This is a genomic window from Microcoleus sp. Aus8_D2 (assembly GCF_036702665.1).
Classification (GTDB): Bacteria; Cyanobacteriota; Cyanobacteriia; order Cyanobacteriales; family Microcoleaceae; genus Microcoleus.
This window is the reverse complement of the sequence record NZ_JAUBUN010000019.1, coordinates 26,199-48,645: the sequence shown is the minus strand read 5'-3', so window position 1 is coordinate 48,645 and position 22,447 is coordinate 26,199. Positions and strand designations below refer to the sequence as shown.

Below are 22,447 nucleotides of genomic sequence, written 5' to 3'. Positions count from 1 at the left end.
GGGTTTATGAATCCTGCGAAAAGATGACGGAAATTTCGGCGAACCCGCCCCTACAAAATCGCGGTAGATCGGTCGATCGCACATGATATCTCGGCTGGGGCGGGTTTACGAGATATCTCATTTTTATTACAGATCTTGGCGAACCCGACCCGACAACAATTACGCACGATCGATCGCACGATATCACATCTTCCGCTGAAATTCCTCAAGCACATCCATCAACTGAACTTGACACTGCATCGGAATCAAATCTGCCAGCGGCACTTCCCGTTTACCGCCGCCCAATTTAACTGAAATACCTTGCAAAACTTGTCCAACTTTGTCATCATCTACATTGCCATCTACCAGCATCGGGTAAAGTTGTTGGGCAACAACGGTATGCAGGTGGGCATCACGGAGATACAAATGCCACTTGGCAATGTCAATGTAGACATTTTCGCCGATTTCAGCGGCTAAGGATTCGATCGCCAGCGTAGTATTAGCCATATAAAAAAACAGAAAGTTATTTGTTATCAATCAAAAGAGTTAACAAATCGCCGACAACTCCCTTCAGCCAGAATCTTTGGTGAGGGGCGAATAATCGGCGATCGCAAAAATGAAAATCGCGTGGGCCAAAACTACTAGAGCCCATACACCCGTTACTGTAACTGCCCAAGGCCAATCAGCCTTTTGCAAATTTTGAACAAACCACAAACCAGAATTGGTAGCAGAAAAAAGACCGACGTGGATCGCAAAATTCATGCGGTCATCTAATTGACGGTACTCTGGGTCTTTGCGATCGGGTTTGCGGGGCCAACGAGGAGGCATAGTTTTTCACTTGATGTTAGTAGTTCTCTGCCTATTTTAATCATAAGTGCCACTTTTTGAATTCTGCCTCCCTCTCAAGACAGGAAATTTACGCCTCTAAATTTTCATAATCTCCTGACTTACCGCCGCTTTTGCTGACTAGGCGAATCGATTCAATGGCGATCGACTTTTCCAGGGCTTTCGCCATATCGTACAGAGTCAGCGCCGCCACCGAAACCGCCGTCAGCGCCTCCATTTCCACCCCAGTTTCCCCCTTAATTTTCACCGTCGCCCGAATTTGATACCCCGGCAACCCAGCATCCGGTATCACCTGCACTTCCACGCTGCTAATGGGCAGAGGATGACACAGAGGAATCAGATTAGCCGTCTGCTTGGCCGCCATAATTCCAGCCAGCCTTGCAGTGCCCAACACATCCCCTTTCGGTGCATTCCCCGCTTCAATCGCTGCAAACGTCTCCGGCAGCATCCGCACCCGCGCCTGGGCCACAGCTTGCCGCACAGTTGCCACTTTCGCCGAAACGTCCACCATTTGGGCTTCCCCGCTGTTGTCGAGGTGAGTTAGCTGCGCGCGATCGGGCAATTTAGAAAAAGTTTCGGAAAGCTCTTGCATTATTTTGAGAATGGTGTTAGTATTAGATTCTGTGCGGGACAGAGATTGTTCAATCTTAGATTAAATCTAAAATGATTAAATCTAAAATTTAAACTCTTAAGGTAACAGGAAAAACAACAGGGGCTTGTAGCTTAGTTGGATAGAGTGCATGGCTACGAACCATGAGGTCGGGGGTTCGAATCCCTCCAAGCCCATTATCAAAAACAACGCATCCTACAATATTTTGTAGGATGTGTTGTTGTTTAAAATTGCCAATCTTCTGGTGGGATGGGCATCTTGCCCGTCCCCAAAATCTGTTTTTCTGGTGGGATGGGCATCTTGCCCGTCCCCAAAATCGATTTTTCTGGTGGAATGGGCATCTTGCCCGTCTCCAAAATCTGTTTTTCTGGTGGGATGGGCATCTTGCCCGTCCCCAGACTCTTACTCATTCAAAGCATAAACATCTTTGCCGCGCCCGATCGCAAATTTCATCGAATGAGACAAACCCTTGCTAGACAAAGTAACAAAAATCAGCAAAGCCAAACCAGCGAGTCCAGCAGCCAAACCAAACATATTTCTGTAGCCGACTTGTTCCGCAACAAAACCTAAAGTCGGGCCAGCAATCGCAATTCCCAAATCAAACCCCCCAATACAAAGCGAAAACAATCTGCCCCTTTCTTGAGGTTCGCACCTATCCGACATCAGCGTTACCATCATCGGCAAAACAGTACCGCCTGCCGTACCTTCAAACAAAGCCGCGATCAAAAAAGCACCGCTGTTGTTAGCAAAATACAACAATAACATAGACACGGCGTAACAGATTAAGCCACCCGAAATAAACAAGCCGCGGCCGTATTTATCCGAAGCCCGTCCCGTAACCAACCGCAAACCGAAACTGGCGATCGCCGCCGTAGAATAAAACAATCCCGGATTCAAATCAACCTTAGTTTCTTGGATAAACAAAGGCATAAAAGTGCTCAAAGTTCCGAATACTAAACCAACCAGCAATAACACCAAAGCCGGAATCCGCACCCTGGGACTCCACAGCATTTGCCAGTATTTTTGACTATTTTTGTCCTCAGATAGCGAGTCAGACTTTGTTAACTCGGCAAAATTTGGGTCCGCAATTTTCCACGTAAAAAATAAAGCCATTGTGGCAAAAGCCGCCGACATCGCAAACAAAGCAGGATAACCAACTCCAGCTTGTACAAATCCGCCAATCGCCGGGCCAAATGCCAAACCGATAGGACTTACCAAACTCATGTAACCGATTAATTCGCCCCGCTTTCCTGGCGGCGACAAATCTGTGACCAAAGCACTGTAAGCTGTAGTAAAAGCGGCGATGCTAATGCCGTGAAAAGCGCGCAGAACTAACAGTAAGGGGATGGATTGAGCGCACAGGTAGCCGATAGGGGCAAGTACGGCCACTGACACCCCTAGCAGCAAAACTTGTTTTCGCCCCCGGCTGTCGGCTATTTTACCCAACTGCGGCCTCGATAGCAAAAGCCCGATCGCAAATGCACCCATCACAAAGCCAATTTGTTGCTTTGTACCGCCCACAGATTGAACGTACAGTGGCAAAGTTGGCAGCAGCGAAGCCAAACTACACCAGAATAACAGGCCTGCGGTAAATAAAATCAGCAAGCTGCGTTTAGGTTGGGGTTCGATGTCCCTAAAAATCTTCAAGATGCAAATTCCCTTTAAATTTTATGATTATCAATTACCAATTCCCAATTCCCCAATTCCCATTACCAATTACCAATTCACGAAGTTGAGAATTGCCACATTTGTTTCTGTAAAATGTCAACCCTTCGACAAACTCAGGACAAGCTATTAACTATCAACTATCAACTGCTTTCGGAGTCAACTGCTTTCGGAGTCAACTGCTTTCGGAGTCAACTGTCAACTGTCAACTGTCAACTGTCAACTGCTTTCCTGTCAGTCTCACCAATCAACCTCGGCCCTTTCCTCCACCACCCGCTGATAAACCCATTCAGTTTCCATCGCCAACTTCGGCCAACTAAATCGACGTTCCAAATCCTCATAAGCATTGTCAACCAACCACCGCCCGTAAGCCGGATTTTTCAACACCTCCAAAATCCCCCAGGCCAAAGAATCGCGATTATTTGCCTCAGTAACAACGCCAGTTTTCGTATGCTGCACTACCTCCGGTAAGCCGCCCGCATTCGACACCACCACAGGTACTCTTGCAGCAAAGCTTTCTAAGGCCACAATCCCAAAAGGTTCGTAAAGACTGGGGAAAACCGCGCAGTCAGCCACCGTCTGGAATTTGTCGAGATGTTCCTCAAACATGAAGCCAGTAAAATAACACTTATTCCAAATTCCTAAATTCCAAGCCAAATGTTTGAGATGGTCTGTATTGCCGCCGCCAACAATTACAATTTTCGCTTTTCCCCCCATTTCCCTAATGACTTGAGGTGCCGCATTGAGAAATACAGCAATGCCTTTTTCGTAGCTAATTCTGCCTACATAATAGACTATTTTTTCGTCATCTGCTGCAAATAGGCGGCGGAAATCCATCGCATCAAATTCGTCCCTGCGCGGCTTTTTTTCCGGTCTAATTCCGTTATAGATTACCTCTATTTTGTTCCACGGAGTCGATAGTACAAGTTCGGCTTCCCGCCGCATATAGTCGCTGCAAACAATGACGCGCCAAGCGTTATAAGCGAGGTCGTTTTCCTTGGCGTTAATGTAGCGCTGCCCGTCATTGTGGAGGCCGTTGAAGCGCCCGTATTCGGTGGCGTGGATGGTGGCAATTAGCGGTACTTTAAAGGTATGCTTGAGGGCGATCGCCGCATCTCCCACTAACCAATCGTGAGCGTGGATCAAATCAAAGGGGCCTTCTTCTAGCATCAGTTTGCCACCTTGGTGCCCCATGCTTTGGTTGAGGTTCGCCACCCAGTGAAAAAAGTCCTTGGCGTGCCCGACTACTACGCGATGCACCTCTATTCCTTCAACCACTTCGTACATCGGCGCGTGGCCGAACTCTACTGTAATTAAGTGAATCGAGTGGCCTAGCTTCACCAATTCTGGATACAGTTCCGATACGTGGCGGGCGATACCGCCGACTATTCTGGGAGGAAACTCCCAGGCCAATACCAAAATTTTCATCTTTCTCCCCTCCTAAGAATTTATATATCTTAATGTTTATTGTTGACTACTTTATTGTATAATGCACACCCTTAAATGTTGAGCGATCGCAAATCTATGCCCGAGGGCTGATTTTTGGCAGCAACAAGGACGGAAAATTATGCAGAAACCGGGTATTTGTAGCAATTGCTCTCTGGCCCGGTTTCTGGAATATTTGGGCTGCACCCACAATTTCGGGCGATCGCGCGTACCCGATTACCCTTGCTTCAAAATCGGTTCCAACTCGTGGCGAAAACGGGTCCAAGCCGCCGCCGATGCAGAGTTTGACACAGCACCTTTCCGCATCAAAATCGCGCCGTCTTCAAAGCCAACAATCCCGTACTCTCCAGACTTGGACATTCGATCGATCGCCGGCACGATTTCCTGCAACTGTCCCCGTTCCCGCCTAAACGCTGCCTGATACTGCTGCAACTGCCACATATCGGCAACTACATATTCCATCTTCACCGCTTGCCCCGCATCATTCCGCAGTTCAAACATTGGAAACCGGAGAATTTCCCGGCGGCTTGACAAAATCGGCACAATAGTATTCGTTGCAGCCACGCTAGCACTAGGAGGAATTTGAGCCAACAGCGGGCGCACTTGAGACACGTGCTGCCACTGTCTGACGAGAGGAACCTGCACCCAAGGAGCGATCGCATCAGGCAAAATAAACGAAAAAGTCCGATTTGGGTTAGACGTGAAGGTAAAAAATAGCGACAAGCAGATGCAAAAGCCCCAAAAGCGGCGAAACCGTGAAGACGAAGGGAAAGGAAATATCGCAGAAGGAAAACGCAAAATAGTTTGTTCTCCCCTCCTAATTCTATCTTCTTCCTGTTGACGGGCAGCCCACCACAGGATTGCCCCGTAAAACAGCCCCGGAACCACAGTCATCGCATAGCGAATATTAATCGCCAACACCGACTCTCCTTTAGCTAAAAATAGCTTCAGCAAGGGGAAGCCTGCGATCGTCCAAGATGCGGGCGCTACGGCAGGAACCAAGGCTAACGGCAACCACTGACCCAGTAGGTATCTAATCTTACCAAAAAGTGGCGTAAATAGCTCAGTTACCAACCGCCCGGGATTGCTAACCATTCCCCAAAGAATTTCCAGCGTCGAAGCTTCATCTCCATCGGCATATTGACCGAAGCGTTCCATCATAAACCGCTGGGAGATATCGGCAGAAAACAAAGGCATAATCAAATTAGTCAGGACGATCGTGTAACCAAAACTGAGAATGCAGACAGCCAAACCAGTCCGAGGGTAGCGCCGGCTCAAAATCATGTAAGCCCCCACCCCAAACAAAACAATTCCCGAATCTTCTCGCACGGCCAAAATTACAGTGGCGAGCATCCCAAACATCGGCCACCAGCGCTTCTCCATCGCCAGCAGCAAGCCGAAGACATAAAGCGGAATTTGACAAACATCGTGAAAATTGCCCAAAGTGGGGCCGATAACGGCGTTAGCTGCGTAATAGCTCACGACAATTGTCGCCGACAGTCGCGGTTCTAGATAGTGTCTGGCGAGAGCGTACAGAACTAAACCAGCCGCCGTAATTAAAGTCACCTGCAACACCGTCAAAGTGACAGGCGAGGGGAACAGCGAGTAAATTGGCAGCCACAGCATCAGCGCCGGGGTGAAATGCTGCCCCAACCGATAGTAAGATACAGATGGGAGCTGATTTTGGTGAACCACGTTAGTGGACAAAGCCGAAGACAGGGAACTCTCAAACAAGTGACCCCGAGTGCCGTTCCAAAAAAGTTGATTGAAAATGCCTTGGTCGTATGTAGCGTAAAAGCTGTAGTAGCGGTGCAGTGTCAGCAATAGGCACAGCACAAAAAAGGCGATCGCCACTTTCACCACCACCTGTAGCGACTCATTTTTCTTCCATCTCAAAAATGTCATGGGCCCGCCGTAATGAAATCATCGGACAATAGCATAAATCTAAAGTAAGTATTAAATTAAAGTAGAAGTGAAATAACTCGGCTCGACAATGGTCAATTATTTTCACCCGATCGAAAAGCTCAACAGCGTCCATCCAACATCCGGCACTAGCGACACCGACTGTTCTCCCGAACAGCCGGCAAATTCCGCACCGCTGTTACAGCTTTTGCTGTTCATAGACAAGCGTCCCTCTTCCAGGGAACAGAACAGACACATCCGCAAGTCCCTACAGGATTTGAAGGCAGAGTGCGACTTTGATCTTCAAGTCATCGACGTAGGAGAACAGCCAGATTTAGCCGAACACTTTAAACTTGTAGCCACTCCCTCCCTGCTCAAAATTCATCCCGAGCCCAGACAAACTCTCGCCGGCAGCAATTTGATCGCCCAACTCGAACACTCGTGGCCCCGCTGGCAGCGTTCTGTAGAAGAATACGCAGCTCAGCAACAGTCGCCCGCGGTTCTAACGGCAGCAGCTTTGGCAGACCCAAAACCGATCTATTCTGTTGCTTGCGCCACTGAACTGGTGCAACTTGCCGATGAAGTTTTTCGCCTCAAACAGGAAAAAGAACACCTGCAAGAGCAGTTGCAGTTGAAAGACAGGATTATTGCGATGCTGGCTCACGACTTACGCAATCCCTTGACAGCCGCATCTTTGGCTTTGGAGACTTTGGAGTCAAATCAAAAGGTGAAGGAGGGGCAAAAGTCCCGTTTGACACCGACTCTGGCGGCTCATTTGATGAAACAAGCCCGCCGCCAAATTAGAATTGTCGATCGGATGATTACAGATATCCTGCAAGCAGCCCGAGGTACAAACGCTCAACTCCACATTGAACCAAAAAAAATCGAACTGAGGGCGATTTGTCAAGATGTGATCCTGCAATTTCAAGACAAGTTTCAGGCTAAAAGTCTGAATTTAGAAACGGACATTCCCGCAGATTTGCCCTTGGTTTATGCCGATCCCGATCGCATCAAACAAGTCATAGTCAACCTGTTGGACAACGCCAGCAAGTACACGCCAGAGCAAGGAACTGTTAATCTTTCCATTCTCCACCGCACCGCTTACAAAGTTCAAGTCAGCATCTGCAACAGCGGCCCTGGAATTCCCGAAGAAAATTGCGCTCGTATTTTTGAAGACAGCTATCGCTTGCAGCGAGATAAATCTACCGACGGTTACGGCATTGGACTATCTCTGTGTCAAGGCATCATCCGCGCCCACTACGGTCAAATTTGGGTAGACTCTGTACCCGATCGAGGCAGTTGTTTTCACTTTACTCTGCCCGTCGGGCGGTGAAAAATCGATCTAAACTCTCGAAGAGCATAACTATTGATTAGACCGACTTGATTAACTTAAAGGGCGATCGGAGAATGTTGCGGGCGATCGAGTTTCACCTGTCAGGAAAAAATGTAACGTTGCCGATCGCCCGCCGCAGATAGTATTTGCATCATAACTGAGATGTTGCACCATTCTCAAGAACCGACCCGAACCCTTGATTTTCCGTTGATGCGATCGCCAAAAACCTAGCTGTTAGAGGCTTAATGACATTGGTGCAAGATATCAGCATAACCGATCGACTCTCGACGGTCGGTGTGCATGGGTGTTGTTATGCTGCCACTATGAAATTAAGTCAGTGAAAGTGGCATAAGGTTTGGCGCAAGCTCTGGGTTGGGTAAAGTAGGCAAAGGTTCTTGAGATATTGGCAGATCCAGATGTTGCGTGTAAATTACTTGGTAGAGTTGAGGTTCTGCTTTAATAACCAGTCCCTGAAGACGCTTTAGGTGGTCAGCAAACTCAGGGCTGTTTCGCATGGCAATATAATTTTCAACGGATACAAAATGAGCGTAGTTTGCAGCTCTGGTGCGATCGAGGCTAATGTGCAGATTGGCTGTATAGCTGCCGGGAAATTGACCGTTTAATCGCTTGTACTCGGCAACTTGTGTAGAAACAAACTGCTCGGCTTTGTCCGGGTCGAGTGTAAATATGTTGATCAGAACAATTCCATCACCGACTCGAATAGGATTAACCGGAAATCCGTTTTCTACTTGCAGGTTATTCATGAATCCACTCCTTTAATTTGAATTAGGTGATTTTTGGTCTTAGTGTCTTGGCGCAGAAGGATACAGCCATCGCTTAAATATTCGCGTTACTTGAGGCATGACGATCCAAGTCATCAACGGCATCATGATAGCAATACTCACGAGTGTCGCTAGCCAAGCTGGTAGTCCATTCGTGATTGGTTTCAACAGAATCGGCATCAGAGAAATGACTGGGTAGATACCGATCGCACTGACAATTGAAGTTTTCCATTTTGGGGGTGGCTGGGCATTCGGCACTTCAGGTAGAGCGAACCAAGCTTCTAAGCTATTGACCCGTAAAACTTTTGGATCGCCAACAGTCAGTGCATCTGCACGAGCAATCCAACCCTGGCAGATGGGAGATTCTTCCCATTCTTTCAAATGACCAAGAGTTTCAAAGCGCAGAATGAGTTGCCATTCACCACGCTGCGTCGTGGGATATAGAACTTCACCTCCTGCATAGCCCGGAAAGGTACTAGCAGCAAGAATAACACCTCGAACGGTTCCTTCAAATACAGCTTCATATCCTGGCTTAACATACCGAATAATTGACACAACTCCAGCGGGAACCTGCATAATTATCTCTTAAACATCCTCAATATTCTGATGAAAGCCATCACATAAAAGTCCACAGCTACACAAGTGATATGTTCCGCTTTATAGGGCGAGCGCCGTCGGTTTTTTGTCAACAAGTTTGGCTTGAGACATTGCGTTTTCTCCTAAATAAAATTGACTTACAGGATGCCACCATTTACTTGAATCGTTTGACCATTGACCCAGCGAGCGTCATCAGAGGACAGAAACGCTACGACATCTGCAATATCGGCGGGTTGTCCGAGACGACCGAGTGGAGTTGACTGAATCAAATGGTTTAAAGCGTCAACAGGCATAATTAACCCATCGGTTTCAGTCACTCCAGGTGCAACCAGATTCACAGTTATACCTCGGTGTCCCAGTTCTTTAGACAAAGCAAAACTAAACTGTTCGATTGCGGCTTTACTGGCAGCATACACCCCACCCATTGGAATGCTTTGCTTTGTTGCACCGCTGGATAAGCTAATGATGCGTCCGCCATCGCTGAGATGTTTGGCCGCTTCTTGCAGGGCGAAAAATGTTCCTTTAGCGTTGGTGTTGAAGACGCGATCGAAGTCAGATTCGGTCATATCAACTGTTGGTTTGTAAACAGACACGCCAACATTATTAACTACAATATCAAGCTGACCAAAGGTGTTGAGAACTTGTCCAAATAGATTGCGGGTCTCTTCAATATTGCTGATATCCGATTGAATTGCAATTGCCTGCACCCCTTTACTCTGAATGGTTGTGACTACTGCTTCTGCCTTATCTCGATTTCCTGCGTAGGTAATGGCAACAGTTACCCCATCACGCCCCAAGCGTTCGGCGATCGCTCGTCCAATTCCCCGCGATCCACCCGTAACTAGCGCTACTTTTCTTTTCAATGACGACATGATCTTGCTTTATTAGTTTAAAACGATCAACCTTGACCAACAACACTCTATACTGTGACTTACCTTTTGGGAATTACTTACTTTTTTGTAAGTATCTAGCAGAGCGCCGGGACTTGATTTTCATGCAATCAGAACCACCAACCGATGGTACACAGTTCGTAAAAGCTACTTTGAGAGTCTTAGGGGGCAAATGGAAACTCTTAATCCTATGGCATTTGAAGGATGCAGCAAAGCGATACAGCGAATTGAAGCGGTTAATTCCTGAAATTACCGAAAAAATGCTGATCCAGCAATTACGCGAACTAGAGCGTGAGGACATTGTTGGTCGCAAAATTCTCGCAGAGATGCCTCCAAAAGTTGAGTATGCTTTCACAGACTATGGCAGAACGCTTATACCCGTCTTTAAACCACTGTGTGAGTGGGGACAGGAACATCTGAAACGCACGAACACTGATGGAATAGATTGATTTCGTGGGAATTGTCGTAAAAGCGATAAGTAAAAACGCGACTTATATGGTTAAGATCGATTCTCAAGCAAGGTGGCAATAATCTGTTCGTTCGCCTTGGGAAAAGTAAATTGGTCAATTTCGTCCAGTGTCACCCAGCGAATTTCATCGCACTCGATCGTTTGCGGTTCCCCGCTGACGTGACGGCAGTGGTGCACGTAAAGCCTAACTGTAAATTTAGTATAGTCGTGGTCAATTGTCATCAGGCGATCGCCCACTTCTACAACAATCCCCAACTCCTCCATAATTTCCCGTTTTATGCAAGCTTCGATGGTTTCCCCAGGCTCTACTTTACCGCCAGGAAACTCCCAAAAACCGCCATGCAGTCCGTGTTGTCGGCGCTTGTCAATCAAAATTTGTTGTCTGTCGTTCCAGATCGCAGCAACACCGATAACTTTGTGGGTCACAGGAGTAAGAGACATATTAATGGGGAATTGGGAATGGGGCATCGGGCATCGGGCATCGGGCATCGGGCATGGAGCAGGGTAATTGGGAATGGGGGATTGGGGATTGGGGAATTGGGAATTGGTAATTGATAATTGGTCGCTCGTAGACCCACTGCAAATTTCGTATTTACCAAGTTTTTGTTGCACAACTGCCGGCTGTAACGAATTATTGTTTTGACAAACCTGGTGGATAGCCACCCGTGCGTTCCTATTTCCAATTAGTAATTAATAATTTAATCATGTTATCAATTTTTTCAGCAAACAACAAGTGACAACTAATACCATTTGATAAAAGTCTGGCTGCAAGCTTTCGTGTTGGGTTTCATGCCACCAATCTAAAATCTTCAATCTAATAAAATCTTCAATCCAAAATCTAAAATCTAAAGCCCCCATCTTCCGAAGGGGGCTTGACACTTGTACGACTTAAATGTTAATAATCAACTAATCTTCCGAGCCGTGTCTCTCACTAGCTTGGATGGACTTTTCAAAAGTCATTCGCTGTTCGGCATTTTTGAGAAAATAGCCGCTAATCATAGCCGAGGCTAGCAATCTACCCAAATGTTCGCGACTGGTAGTCACTGTCACCCCGAAATGTTCCGAAGGTAAATTCCCCAAAAGCCCGACAATATTTCGCTCCATTACTTGAAACACTTCGTGAGAAGTCGGCTTAGACAACTGAGAAACAGTGTCGGGAGCCATTGACTGCACGTATTGCCATAATAAATTAGCATTTTCTCCGTCTTCTTCAAAGAATTCAGGGGATTTGTTAGATGAGTTGCTCACGAGTACCTCCGTTTCAGAGACAGCTTTTTATTTTAGACGCGGGCGGTTAAATTAAATAACCCTTATCCGATCGCTGCTGATGTTTATTACTAAGTAATTACCAATGTAGCAGGACAGTCCTAGCAACCAAGTGGGCACAACCGAATTAAAGGCGGCGGTTTTTACGATTTTAGATTGGGGAATGGCGATCGGGTGTGTCCCGATCGCACAATCTCCAATTGGGCTAGCTGGCGAGATAATCGTTGATATCTTGCTTGCGCTTGCGGAGTTTGGTTAAAGCTTCCCGTTCAATTTGTCGCACCCGTTCCCGACTGATGTTGAGACGATCGCCTATTTTTGCCAAAGTTAAGGTTTGCCCGTCTTCTAAACCGAACCGCAAGGCGAGGACTTCTCGCTGTTGCTGAGTCAGTTCCGCCATCAGTTGGTCTAAGTCAGTCCGCAGGGAAGATTGCAAGGCAAAATCTTCCGGAGTAGTACCCGTATCTTCCAACAAATCGCCCAACTCAGTATCTTGATTGTCTCCCACGCGCAAGTCCAGGGAAAGTGGTAGGCGCGCGCGATCGAGATATTCGCGAATTTGCTTGGGAGTCAAATCTAACTCTGACGCCAACTCAGCAGCAGTAGCCGCGCGGCCGAGCTGTTGAGCTAGCTGGCGTTGAGCCTTTTTTATTTTGTTGAGTTTTTCGGTAATGTGGATCGGTAAACGGATGGTGCGGCCTTTTTCGGCGATCGCCCGGGTAATTGCCTGACGAATCCACCAATAAGCATAAGTTGAAAATCTGTAGCCCTTAGTCGGGTCAAATTTTTCTACTCCGCGCTGCATCCCGATCGTACCTTCCTGAATTAGGTCGAGTAAATCTACATTGCGCTTGATATATTTTTTAGCAACAGACACTACCAGGCGGAGGTTAGCTTCCACCATTTGGCGCTTTGCCCTTTCCCCGTGGTCGATCGTCCGCTGTAACTCAGCCTCAGACAGCCCGACTGTCTGTGCCCATTCAGCCGCTGTCGGGTCGCGGCCTAACTCTTCGGCTAAAATATTTTTTTCTTGGTGCAGTGCGGCTGAGCGCTGTACCTGTTTCCCGTAGAGTATTTCTTGCTCATGGGTCAACAGCGGAACGCGACCGATTTCCCGCAAGTAAGCGCGAACAGAATCTGTATCTGAGGACTTAAGAGTTTTCATGAGCTTTTCCCGCTGAGGATCTGTGCCTCTAAAGGTTTGCGGCGTAGCAAACCCCTAGCTTTAGCTGGGAAGGAAAGCGGGCGGGGACTTGCGCTTTCCTTCCATTTTAAAGAGGCTTAGTTTTATCGTAGCTAGCTGCTACTCCCAGTCAGCACCCTCTCAAGTTAGGTTTTGGTTGGGCCTGCACAATGCTAGTTATGTTAAGAATCTTAACATTTGTGAGAGCAGTTGGCTACATTTCTTCACATTTATTTCAGGGAAGCCTGCACTGTTGGTGCGAGAGTACCCGCTTTCCTAGCTTTGCAGTTGCATCATCCTAAACAAAATCGGCAAAATCTCAGAGGGGGAGATAGTCCGATGGGGATCGGGGGAGATGGGGATCGGGGGAGATGGGGAGTTTAAACCAGAGCGGTTTCTGGAACGGCAATTTTCCCATACCAGTATTTTCCCTTTGGTGGCGACAACCGGCGCTGTATTGGCATGGCATTTGCTCAGTGCTGTCACATTGGCAAATGGCTCTGGCTGATAGCAAACCAGTGCAGCTAGTCCGTCAGGGGGGGGAGCATCTCAGTTTTGCCCCGTCAGGTAAATCCATCTTTTAGATTTTAGATTTTAGATTTTCGATTGGGGAATTGGGGAATTGGGGGATATAGACGGGAGCACCGGCACAGGCGGGAACAGTTGAAGTGCACTCGCTTCAATAAAAAATGCTTTTTGCAACAATCAGATGCTACCGTCAGGGGTTGCTGCTGGCACCCGCAGATGGTGTGCAGATGGTGGCGACGGGAATAGTAAACACTAAACACTAAACACTAAACAGTAAACAGTAATCAGTAATCAGTGACAAATTTTCTGACTGTTTACCTAAAACAAAATGGGAGACTGAAAGCCGCTGTGATTGATCCAGCGGATGAAAGACGACTCAAGCGGTTTTAACCGTAGGCTACGCCCACAGTTCAGAGTTGGGTTAGTTCACTCTCAGAACGAATCTCAATCAAAAGCCTTGACTAATGCTGTTTTTAAGTCTTGTTTACCATAAATTTCGACAGATGCTATAGTTGATTCTTAAAATAAATAATTTTAAACGCCATCAAAAAAATGCCCCTATCTAATCAACTGCCTGAAGGTCCTCAAGCGTCACCATTAATACAGACATTCCAGTGGATGACTAAGCCCCTGGAATATATGGAAGCCTGTTCCCAAAGCTATGGGGATATTTTCACCCTCCGCATTGGTCCTGTTTTTACGCCTCAAGTATTCGTGAGCAACCCCCAGGCGATTCAGGAGATTTTTAGCACCGATCCCAAGCAATTAGACTCTGGGGAATCGGCGGGTATTAAATCGCCTTTGTTGGGACAGCAATCAATGCTTGCTCTTGCGGGAGAACCCCACCAACGCCAGCGCAAGCTGTTGACTCCTCCCTTGCATGGAGAACGGATGCGGGCTTATGGTGAGTTAATTGCTGACATCACTCAGCAAGTGACGGCGCAATGGGCGATCGGCGCACCTTTTTCAGTCCTTCCTTCCATGCAAGAAATCTCCTTTCAGGTGATTTTAAAAGCTGTATTTGGTCTGGAGGAAGGGCTACGTTATGAAAAACTCAAACAACTTCTGATCGAAATCCTGAATCCAAAGCAACCTTTTGTGATGGGATTAATGCTACTTTTCCCGTCATTACAAAAGGATTTAGGCGCGTGGAGTCCTTGGGGAAATTTCCTAGTGTTAAGGCAGCAAATTGACGCTCTAATCTATGCTGAAATTCAGGAACGCAAAACACAACCAGATCCCTCTCGCACTGATATTTTGTCTTTGATGATGGCGGCTCGTGATGAAGCTGGTGAAGCGATGACCAATGTGGAATTACGCGATGAGTTGATTACCCTCTTAGCTGCGGGTCACGAAACTACAGCGACTTCTTTGGCATGGGCATTATACTGGATTCACCATCTGCCAGAAGTCCGCGAAAAACTGCTCCAAGAATTGGATGCCCTCGGTGCAAACCCCGATCCTAACGCCATTTTAAAGCTGCCCTATTTGAATGCTGTTTGCCAAGAAACACAGCGTCTTTACCCGGTAGTAATGTTGGCATTAAATCGAGTTGTGAAATCACCTTTAAAAATCATGGGGTATTGTTTAGAACCTGGTACTTTGGTAATTCCTTGTATTTATCTCACCCATCATCGGGAAGATTTATATCCTGAGCCAAAACAGTTTAAACCTGAACGTTTTTTAGAGCGTCAATTTGCCACATCTGAGTATTTTCCCTTTGGCGGCGGCAATCGGCGCTGTATAGGCATGGCATTTGCCCAATTTGAAATGAAAGTGGTGCTGGCGAAAGTTTTGTCTAGTTGGCAGATGGAACTTGCAGATACTAAGCCTGTGCAGCCAGTTCGTGGGGGCTTCCTATTAAGACCGTCAGAAGGTGTTACAATGGTGGCCAAGGGGATGCGTTCTCAAAATCAAGAAATTCTTCAGACTAGCTCTATTTCAGATTGAATAGGAAGAGATTGTGCTGAGATGGCTTGTGGGGAGTTATGATCAATTAGTTGAGCGACAGGGCAATTACAGATTAAAAGCAAAAATCTGTACCTTGTAATGTTTCTAAATTACTATTATCCCCGAATTTCTTCTAAATTATTGATTCACACAGAGGCATTCAGAATGAAAGAGGTTGTAAGTAATGAAGTTACCATTTCCTTCAAGTCCTAAGCTGAAACGACTACTAGGATATGAGTTTAAATCAGATATTTTTAAAGATGTTAAAAGAATCCGTGAGGAATGGTGTAATTAGATTCAAAGGCTAATCAAGTTATTTTATGGTTTGATTCCGATATACAAGCTTTTTCAACAGTGTCTATAAAAAAATCTGCTAACAATTGTGCAGTCTTAGCACTTACTAAAGGGACTACATGGGCAAAACTACAAAATAGCTGTTCATGGAAAGTTACTACACCTAACCAAAAAGAACCACCAAGCCAATGCTGTCCTGTAGCAAAGTATAACTCTTTCAGTTTTAATTCCCCATATTTGTCTGCTAAATTAAATTGACCAAGATTTGATATCTCTATTGTATTTTTTCGTCCCATATTCTGATGAGAAAGTTGGATAATCATATCCTCATTTACATATTGCAAACTTTCATTACAAAAACGAGCTATCGGAATTCCTAGACTAATGGACTTACTGATTTTTGATTTACATTCCCTTGCCAAATCCCAAAAGGTAGTATTTTCTTCTAAGGTGTGAATTTCTTCCACGATAGAGATAAAGCAACCAATAGATTCAGGAGTTATTTCAGGCTGACAAGACTTTCTTAAACTTACATTTGAGCCGCAGGATAAACTCAGAGATGTATCCTTAAAAGCAATTTTTGCTGTTCCCAATAACATTGCTGCACATAAAGCACCATGTATGGTAGTTTGTTCTTGTTTACAACGTTCTTTCAGTCTTAGAGTCATCTCTTTACTGAAAATTCGAGTCACAAGATTTGTGCGTCGCTGACTTGGAGGTGCTTCGGTTTCAATAATTAACTGAGGTTTGGGAAATTCTTGAAGTGGTTTTTGTTCAGCTTCCTCAAGGTTATTTGGACTGATGAGATTCCTGTTTAGCATCTCTTCTAGTGGCGGTAGAAGTTTCATCGTAGGGATTTCAGATATATTTTCTGCCTCGGTAATTTTGTGAGAATAGGACAATAGTTCATTGAGGAAATTCATGCAAGACATACCATCAGTAATAGCGTGATGAAATGTGGCAATGATTTCACTGATATCGTTACTTTTAGCATTACGAAGAAATGTCACTCTACACAGAGGATTTGTGCCACAAGGGAATTTTTTGTGCAATTCTTCTTCAGCAATCTCAATCCATTGATTCTCAGATTGCTTATCTATAACCTGCAAAGGAATTTTCGGTGTTCCTTCCGATTGAAAATAATTGCCATCTTCTGCATTAACGATATGAACTTGCAACATCGGATGACGCTTCTGTATCAAATCGAGAGCATGTTGCAGGATATCAGGTGTAAGTTCACCTTCGATTATGGCAACATTTACATCGATCATTCCACCCAAATCGTGGATAATTTCAAATAGATTTTCGAGCAGACCAAGTTTTCTATTTAGGATGTTCATAGTAGTGGAATGGGAGAATGTCAAAGATTTTTTTTCAGGACTTACAGCGATCAAGCGCATAATACAAATGCCTGATGACTAAGGGTGAAAAATTCCTGTTTTTCTATTTTTGAGTTAAAACAGGTTTTCCTGTCGATATCACCTGTTCCACAATATCAGCGGCGCGACTCACTCCACCTGCCCCACGAATAGCTGCTTGTAACCTGGAAGCATTCTTTTTATAAGTATCTTCCATCAGCACCCGCTTAACAGCAGTTCGCAATCTAGAAACGTTCAACTTAGCAAGGGGAACAACCTCACCCGCACCCGCCCCAGCCACACGCGCTGCTATTCCTGGCTGGTCGTTAGCAATCGGAATTGCTACCATCGGTACACCATTAGTTAAAGATTCTAGGGTAGTATTCATGCCACAATGGGTAATAGTAAGCGTCGCTGTTTGGAGCAATTCCAATTGCGGTGCATATTCTACAACCAGTGGCGAACCAGGAAGATTTGGCAGAGATTCGGGAGTGGATGAACCGCCCAAAGAAATTACTAATTGAGCATCTAAACCTACACAAGCCTCAGCAATATTATAAAAAGTTCCCAATAGGCGATTTTGGATAGTCCCCATTGAAGCATAAATCAACGGTTGCCCAGTCAACTTTTCAAACGGGAAATCGGCAATTTGCCGACCTGTTGAGCTATGATAAGGACCTGTAAAATGAAACCACTGGGGCAAATGCTGGCGGGGAAATTCCAATTCAGCAGGCTGTTGAGTAATTTGAGCCAGTTGCGAATAACCTTGATTGGGGTGTGAGTGCAGAGGCAACTTCCACTGTCTGCGATATTCATCTATTACATCTTGAACTGGTTGTGCTATGCGATCGAAAAAAGAATAAGCTGCTCGATTCCGCAATATTGACCACAAAGCCGTACTATAGCCCCAAGTTGTGAAAAAGGGCGGAACTGTTTCTTCTTCATTCACAACTACGGCACTGCAAATGGTAATAAAGGGAATGCCCAGAAAATCTGCCACAGTTGCCGCGCCTGGTGAAACTTGATCGATCAGCAATCCCTCTACACCCGCTGCTTTCAATGCTGGTGGAAGTTCTCGCAGAAACAAAACCGCCGTCTTCTCTATCCAGCTCATGGTAGATCGCAATGCTGTCATGCCACTGAGTTTTCCTAGCTGGGTAAGCACTTGCGCTACTGCTCCAAGGGGATATTCAGATTCACCAATCGCCTGAAATTCCAATCCTGCGGCTAGTGTCTTGGCTTGAGCATCGAGTATCCCGAATAGGGTGACGCGATGACCTCGCCGTTGCAGTTCTTTCCCCAAGGGCAACATAGTGTTGAGATGACCAGTTGAGGACGGACAAATCAGACCAAAATGAGTCATAAAGAAATAGCGAGATGCCAGAAAATCAGTGGCTTTAGCCCTGAGAGGAAAGCAAATGAGCGGTTTTAACCGCAGTGAGTATTGATTTACTACAGGGGGGTTACTTTTTTCAGTGCGCTTTTATCATACACTTTCAACGGGACAATTACCGCGTTAAACATTTCGCCCTGTACGTATAGTATTTTTTTGGCTTCCGCCGCTCTTTTTGAGGGGAGTAATGTTAGCTTCGCCACTGTTTTTTGAGCTGGCGCCAGTCAGCCGCACTTGGTTAGTTCAATGTGCCAGATTCCTGACGGCGAGTAAATCTCACATCGACTGACTTCTTTGCCGTTGAGCTTCGTACAAGATCAGGGCTCCGGCGATCGACACATTTAATGATTCTACACCGCGACTGAGGGGGATTTGGATTTGTCGATCGGCTAAACTTCTCAATTCTGGCGACAATCCAGAACCTTCGTTGCCCAAAACGATCAGAGTCGGCACTCGCAAATCAACTTCCCAATAAGTTAAACTGGCGTCGGCGACGGTTGCTAATATTTGCATCCCGCGATTTTTATACCTGGAGACTTCGGCGGTTAAATCTGGAGTGACTGCTATTGGCAGCTTAAACCAAGCTCCTGCGGAGGCGCGCAGCACCTTGGGATGGTCTAAATCGGCGCTGTCGGCACTCAGCAGTAAACCGTCGGCATTAGCAGCCGCAGCCGTGCGGACGATCGCCCCTAAGTTGCCGGGATCTTGGATGGTTTCTAAGGCTATTCCTAAAGTTGAGATTTCTGCGGGGGCTGTGGCGGTGCGGGGTGCGGTGGCGATAATGCCGTCGGGTTGGACTGTGGTGGCGATCGACTCTAACACTTTTGCACTTACTAATTCTGTGCGATCGGCTAAACTACCAATTTGCTCCCACAATTTCCCGTGGCGCTCCAGCCATTCGGGAGTGCAGCAAACTGTTGCTAAGGGGTATTTGGCCGCGCAAGCTTCTTCGAGCAAATGCGTCCCTTCTAGTAAAAATAATTGTTGTTCCCTGCGTCCCTTCGAGCTGTGCAGCTTGCGGATTTCTTTGACTAGGGGGTTTTGAATACTTGTCAGCATTTTCTTAATTCAGCAGAGGGAATGGGGTTATTGCCTGTATCGGGTTAACCCCAAACTTTTTTCTGCCTTGGGAATGCGGAACCCGGGACTTGAACCCGGAAGGCTTGCACCACATGAACCTGAATCATGCGCGTCTACCAATTCCGCCAGTTCCGCATCGGTCACGAATTAATACTGTGCACTATCTCCGCGAATCTGTCAAGTGTTTTTTGCAATTAAATTTTAATTCGCCTCTCGCGCCCGGAATAATTTGCACAAATTACTCTACTTGCCTAATTTTAAAATTTGTATGAGTCAAACTTTTTTGCTAGCGTTACAAAACTTCAAAAAAGGCAGTTTATTGACTTTATTCTCAATTACTTGACGATTCTATTGGGTTTGGCTAATATCTTGCTATATGCTACTTTCGGCTTGTTATGACCATTTGAAATTTAGAGCCTGAAAGCCTAATATTGCCGTTACATCTGTTGCTATTTTTAGTCATTTTTTCGCAAAAAGCCATAATTGTTGATACTGCGAAAACAAATAAATTTACACAACTTAATGGCTTTTTAGGGGGTCTTGACAGAGGGGTCGATGTATGATATGTGACTGTAGGGGAGATGGGGAGAGGGGAATTCGGGGATTTGGGGATTTGGGGAGATGGGAATGGAAATATACAATTTAAATGTGGAAAAGCTTGCAGCTTATTAGCTCAATCCAAAATCTAAAATTTAAAATCTAAAATCGATTGGGTCTGGTGCGTCGGAAGAGCGTCCTACGATTAATCATCGAGAAACTACGAGCTGACGCACCCTACGAGATTTATGTTTAATCAGCCAAATCTGGGAAAACTTCGCGTACAGCCGGATGCACCAATTGGTGATTCTGCACGTTCAATCCCTTCGCCAAACTCGAATTCATTTCCAAAGCTTTAATTCCGTGATTGGCCAACTGCAAAACATAAGGTAAAGTGCTGTTATTCAAAGCTTGAGTCGCAGTCCAAGGCACGGCACCGGGCATATTTGGCACGCCGTAATGCACAACTCCTTCATCAACATAGGTAGGATGGGTGTGAGAAGTTACTCGCAAAGTTTCCACGCAGCCGCCTTGATCGACGGCTACGTCAACAATCACAGAACCGGGCTGCATTTTGGCAACAAATGCGCGAGAAACTAGCACCGGAGCTTTTTTGCCCAACACTAAAACTGCGCCAATTAACAAATCGGCATCCGGGATAACGGTTTCAATTTGCAAAGGACTGCTGTAGAGATATTCTACTCTGGAACCGAACAGAGTTTCTAGATAAGCGAGCCGATCGACATTTACGTCTAAAATCTGGACTCTAGCGCCCATTCCTACAGCAATGCGGGCTGCTTCTGTGCCGACGATTCCGCCGCCCAAAATCACAACTTTGCCCGGTCTTACCCCCGGTACGCCTCCCAAAAGCACACCTCTGCCGCCTTGCTGTCGTTCCAGAAACCGAGCACCGAATTGCACGGCCAAACGCCCCGCAATAATGCTCATGGGGGTTAGCAGCGGCAATTTCCTGTCGGGGAGTTCGACGGTTTCGTAGGCGATGGCTTGGACTCCGCTGCTGATTAAGTGCTCGGTTAATGTGCGATCGGCTGCCAAGTGCAAATATGTAAATAGCAACTGCTCTTTTTGAATCAGCGGATACTCAGCAGGTAAGGGTTCCTTGACTTTAACAATTAGTTGCCGGTTCCAGACATCTGAGGCCTTGGAGACAATCTTCGCCCCGGCTTCAATGTAGTCCTCATCGGTGAAACCAGCTCCAGCCCCAGCATTCGTTTCGACAAAAACTGCGTGGCCTTTGTCCGAACAAGCCCGGACACTGGTGGGACCCAGGCCGACTCGGAACTCCAAATCCTTGATTTCCTTGGGGACGCCTATTTCCATCTATACCTCTAATCTCAGGCTTATGTCGATCGAAATTTAACCTAAAAACCATCCCCGCTGGGATAATACCATTGTAGATTGTAGATTTGGGAATCAGACTCAGCTAGGCAAACAATTTTTTGATTTTCAGCCAGTGCGATCGCAATTTACCAAATTTGTCATTTTCCATAAAGTCGATCGATCTTTTAGCCTGCTCCAACTCTAACTCAAGCTGTTGCATCCGATCTGGCGAACTCTGCAATTCCGACTTAGCTTCCTGCAACTGAATGCGCACCTCCTTTTCCCCGGTATTTTTCTTGATCGCAATATCGTGATAGCCTAGAGAATGAAGCGCCAGAAATACTATTTCCCAGTTATTCGCAATACAAAACTCATTAACTGCTTTCGCCACACCGTAAGGCATGATCTCGCATACAGACCAATTCGTATAATCGTTAAAAACCATCATGCCGTCGGGTTTGACTTTGGTATAACCTTGCTGAATATCTTTGCATACACCTTCATAAGCGTGGTCTGCATCGATATAAATCCAGTCAAAATACTCGTCAGCAAAGCTCTTTAAACTTGTCGAATAATCCCCTTCGTGAAGCTCGATAGTTCCCTTTTATATCCCCTCTTGAAAGATATTTTTTATGTTTGACTTACCTCTTCTTTAAACAAGTCAAAACTATAATCTATGAGGTGCAGTTTTTTGGGTTTGGTAACAGAATAAATTTTCTCAGCAAAGCGCCCGTATTGAGTACCCACCTCAGCCACCACACTATCTTTAGGTAGATATTCCAGCAGTTTCGCCCGACTTTCAACTAAGCGACAATTCTTGACGTGACAATCTTGAAGAATTGGGGAAGAAATCACGAATGGATTATGATTCAGATTGCTCCATTTCTCGTTGTCCCAGCCCTCAGTAGCGTTTAAAAAATTTTGTTTGTGTCTGATAAAGTCAAACATATTTATCTGATAATAAGTGAACTCGGAGCATTGCCAAAAAAATAAAAACT

General features: G+C 46.0%; 24 protein-coding genes, 2 tRNA genes and 1 pseudogene. 5 read left to right on the top strand and 22 right to left on the bottom strand.

Annotated elements, in window-relative coordinates; all coding sequences use genetic code 11:
- Window positions 1-183 precede the first annotated feature (183 nt).
- The 3 genes from QUB64_RS16745 to moaC all read right to left on the bottom strand — a co-directional run bounded on the left by QUB64_RS16745 (window position 184) and on the right by moaC (window position 1,417).
- The gene (locus QUB64_RS16745; protein ID WP_333269733.1) at window positions 184-486 is read right to left on the bottom strand and encodes a DUF3181 family protein; all 303 of its coding nucleotides are present in this window, start codon (window positions 484-486) and stop codon (window positions 184-186) included.
- A 63-nt stretch (window positions 487-549) separates the two neighbouring features.
- On the bottom strand, window positions 550-807 hold the full coding sequence (locus QUB64_RS16740) for a 2TM domain-containing protein (protein WP_333269730.1): 258 nt from the start codon (window positions 805-807) through the stop codon (window positions 550-552).
- Window positions 808-895: 88 nt separating this feature from the next.
- A complete protein-coding gene (gene moaC / locus QUB64_RS16735) occupies window positions 896-1,417 on the bottom strand; it encodes a cyclic pyranopterin monophosphate synthase MoaC (RefSeq protein ID WP_333269728.1) in 522 nt (173 codons plus the stop codon).
- A 120-nt stretch (window positions 1,418-1,537) separates the two neighbouring features.
- Here moaC and QUB64_RS16730 point away from each other — a divergent pair.
- Window positions 1,538-1,611, top strand: a tRNA-Arg gene (locus tag QUB64_RS16730).
- Between the two features lie 48 nt (window positions 1,612-1,659).
- On the opposite strand, the gene QUB64_RS16725 is transcribed toward QUB64_RS16730, so the two are convergent.
- The 4 genes from QUB64_RS16725 to QUB64_RS16710 all read right to left on the bottom strand — a co-directional run bounded on the left by QUB64_RS16725 (window position 1,660) and on the right by QUB64_RS16710 (window position 6,451).
- Entirely contained in the window at window positions 1,660-1,818 is a 159-nt protein-coding gene (locus QUB64_RS16725) for a hypothetical protein (protein ID WP_333343416.1), read from the bottom strand.
- 19 nt (window positions 1,819-1,837) lie between these two features.
- Window positions 1,838-3,082 (bottom strand): MFS transporter, encoded by a 1,245-nt coding sequence (locus tag QUB64_RS16720; RefSeq protein WP_333269722.1) that lies wholly within the window; start codon window positions 3,080-3,082, stop codon window positions 1,838-1,840.
- Between the two features lie 258 nt (window positions 3,083-3,340).
- Window positions 3,341-4,528 (bottom strand): glycosyltransferase family 4 protein, encoded by a 1,188-nt coding sequence (locus tag QUB64_RS16715; RefSeq protein WP_333269718.1) that lies wholly within the window; start codon window positions 4,526-4,528, stop codon window positions 3,341-3,343.
- Window positions 4,529-4,762: 234 nt separating this feature from the next.
- Window positions 4,763-6,451: a DUF2079 domain-containing protein gene (locus QUB64_RS16710; protein ID WP_333269716.1), complete on the bottom strand. Its 1,689-nt coding sequence runs from the start codon at window positions 6,449-6,451 to the stop codon at window positions 4,763-4,765.
- Between the two features lie 88 nt (window positions 6,452-6,539).
- Between QUB64_RS16710 and QUB64_RS16705 the strand changes: the two genes are divergently transcribed.
- The gene (locus QUB64_RS16705) at window positions 6,540-7,781 is read left to right on the top strand and encodes a histidine kinase (protein ID WP_333269713.1); all 1,242 of its coding nucleotides are present in this window, start codon (window positions 6,540-6,542) and stop codon (window positions 7,779-7,781) included.
- 51 nt (window positions 7,782-7,832) lie between these two features.
- On the opposite strand, the gene QUB64_RS16700 is transcribed toward QUB64_RS16705, so the two are convergent.
- From QUB64_RS16700 to QUB64_RS16685, 4 genes are all read right to left on the bottom strand, one after another.
- A complete protein-coding gene (locus QUB64_RS16700) occupies window positions 7,833-7,955 on the bottom strand; it encodes a hypothetical protein (protein ID WP_333269711.1) in 123 nt (40 codons plus the stop codon).
- Window positions 7,956-8,110: 155 nt separating this feature from the next.
- Window positions 8,111-8,545 carry a putative quinol monooxygenase gene (locus QUB64_RS16695; protein WP_333269709.1) on the bottom strand — a complete coding sequence of 145 codons (435 nt, stop codon included), beginning with the start codon at window positions 8,543-8,545 and terminating at the stop codon, window positions 8,111-8,113.
- Window positions 8,546-8,584: 39 nt separating this feature from the next.
- The gene (locus QUB64_RS16690) at window positions 8,585-9,139 is read right to left on the bottom strand and encodes an antibiotic biosynthesis monooxygenase (protein WP_333269707.1); all 555 of its coding nucleotides are present in this window, start codon (window positions 9,137-9,139) and stop codon (window positions 8,585-8,587) included.
- Between the two features lie 158 nt (window positions 9,140-9,297).
- Window positions 9,298-10,032, bottom strand: coding sequence for an SDR family oxidoreductase (locus QUB64_RS16685; protein ID WP_333269704.1), 735 nt, complete (start codon window positions 10,030-10,032; stop codon window positions 9,298-9,300).
- A 122-nt stretch (window positions 10,033-10,154) separates the two neighbouring features.
- Between QUB64_RS16685 and QUB64_RS16680 the strand changes: the two genes are divergently transcribed.
- Window positions 10,155-10,499 (top strand): winged helix-turn-helix transcriptional regulator, encoded by a 345-nt coding sequence (locus QUB64_RS16680; RefSeq protein ID WP_333269702.1) that lies wholly within the window; start codon window positions 10,155-10,157, stop codon window positions 10,497-10,499.
- Window positions 10,500-10,549: 50 nt separating this feature from the next.
- On the opposite strand, the gene mutT is transcribed toward QUB64_RS16680, so the two are convergent.
- From mutT to QUB64_RS16665, 3 genes are all read right to left on the bottom strand, one after another.
- On the bottom strand, window positions 10,550-10,960 hold the full coding sequence (mutT, locus tag QUB64_RS16675; protein ID WP_333269699.1) for an 8-oxo-dGTP diphosphatase MutT: 411 nt from the start codon (window positions 10,958-10,960) through the stop codon (window positions 10,550-10,552).
- A gap of 465 nt (window positions 10,961-11,425) precedes the next feature.
- Window positions 11,426-11,767: a DUF760 domain-containing protein gene (locus QUB64_RS16670; RefSeq protein ID WP_194009546.1), complete on the bottom strand. Its 342-nt coding sequence runs from the start codon at window positions 11,765-11,767 to the stop codon at window positions 11,426-11,428.
- A gap of 223 nt (window positions 11,768-11,990) precedes the next feature.
- Window positions 11,991-12,950 carry an RNA polymerase sigma factor, RpoD/SigA family gene (locus QUB64_RS16665; RefSeq protein WP_333269696.1) on the bottom strand — a complete coding sequence of 320 codons (960 nt, stop codon included), beginning with the start codon at window positions 12,948-12,950 and terminating at the stop codon, window positions 11,991-11,993.
- A 373-nt stretch (window positions 12,951-13,323) separates the two neighbouring features.
- Here QUB64_RS16665 and QUB64_RS16660 point away from each other — a divergent pair, with 373 nt between their 5' ends.
- Together QUB64_RS16660 and QUB64_RS16655 are read left to right on the top strand one after the other, a co-directional pair.
- A complete protein-coding gene (locus QUB64_RS16660) occupies window positions 13,324-13,476 on the top strand; it encodes a hypothetical protein (RefSeq protein ID WP_333269693.1) in 153 nt (50 codons plus the stop codon).
- Window positions 13,477-14,048: 572 nt separating this feature from the next.
- Window positions 14,049-15,446, top strand: coding sequence for a cytochrome P450 (locus tag QUB64_RS16655; protein WP_333269690.1), 1,398 nt, complete (start codon window positions 14,049-14,051; stop codon window positions 15,444-15,446).
- A 308-nt stretch (window positions 15,447-15,754) separates the two neighbouring features.
- On the opposite strand, the gene QUB64_RS16650 is transcribed toward QUB64_RS16655, so the two are convergent.
- From QUB64_RS16650 to QUB64_RS16615, 8 genes and pseudogenes are all read right to left on the bottom strand, one after another.
- The gene (locus QUB64_RS16650; protein WP_333269687.1) at window positions 15,755-17,140 is read right to left on the bottom strand and encodes a condensation domain-containing protein; all 1,386 of its coding nucleotides are present in this window, start codon (window positions 17,138-17,140) and stop codon (window positions 15,755-15,757) included.
- A gap of 43 nt (window positions 17,141-17,183) precedes the next feature.
- On the bottom strand, window positions 17,184-18,461 hold the full coding sequence (locus QUB64_RS16645) for a glycosyltransferase (protein WP_333269684.1): 1,278 nt from the start codon (window positions 18,459-18,461) through the stop codon (window positions 17,184-17,186).
- A gap of 306 nt (window positions 18,462-18,767) precedes the next feature.
- Window positions 18,768-19,550, bottom strand: coding sequence for a TrmH family RNA methyltransferase (locus QUB64_RS16640; RefSeq protein ID WP_333269679.1), 783 nt, complete (start codon window positions 19,548-19,550; stop codon window positions 18,768-18,770).
- A gap of 74 nt (window positions 19,551-19,624) precedes the next feature.
- Window positions 19,625-19,706 (bottom strand) — tRNA-Leu (locus tag QUB64_RS16635).
- Between the two features lie 654 nt (window positions 19,707-20,360).
- Complete coding sequence (gene ald, locus QUB64_RS16630; protein WP_333269677.1) at window positions 20,361-21,449, bottom strand: alanine dehydrogenase; 1,089 nt, start codon at window positions 21,447-21,449, stop codon at window positions 20,361-20,363.
- 103 nt (window positions 21,450-21,552) lie between these two features.
- Window positions 21,553-21,897, bottom strand: a complete 345-nt coding sequence (locus QUB64_RS16625) for a hypothetical protein (RefSeq protein WP_333269675.1) — start codon at window positions 21,895-21,897, stop codon at window positions 21,553-21,555.
- Window positions 21,898-21,936: 39 nt separating this feature from the next.
- Window positions 21,937-22,044 (bottom strand): annotated as a pseudogene (locus QUB64_RS16620) (class I SAM-dependent methyltransferase); the annotation flags it as partial.
- 35 nt (window positions 22,045-22,079) lie between these two features.
- Window positions 22,080-22,397, bottom strand: a complete 318-nt coding sequence (locus QUB64_RS16615) for a hypothetical protein (RefSeq protein WP_333269672.1) — start codon at window positions 22,395-22,397, stop codon at window positions 22,080-22,082.
- Between the last annotated feature and the right edge of the window lie 50 nt (window positions 22,398-22,447).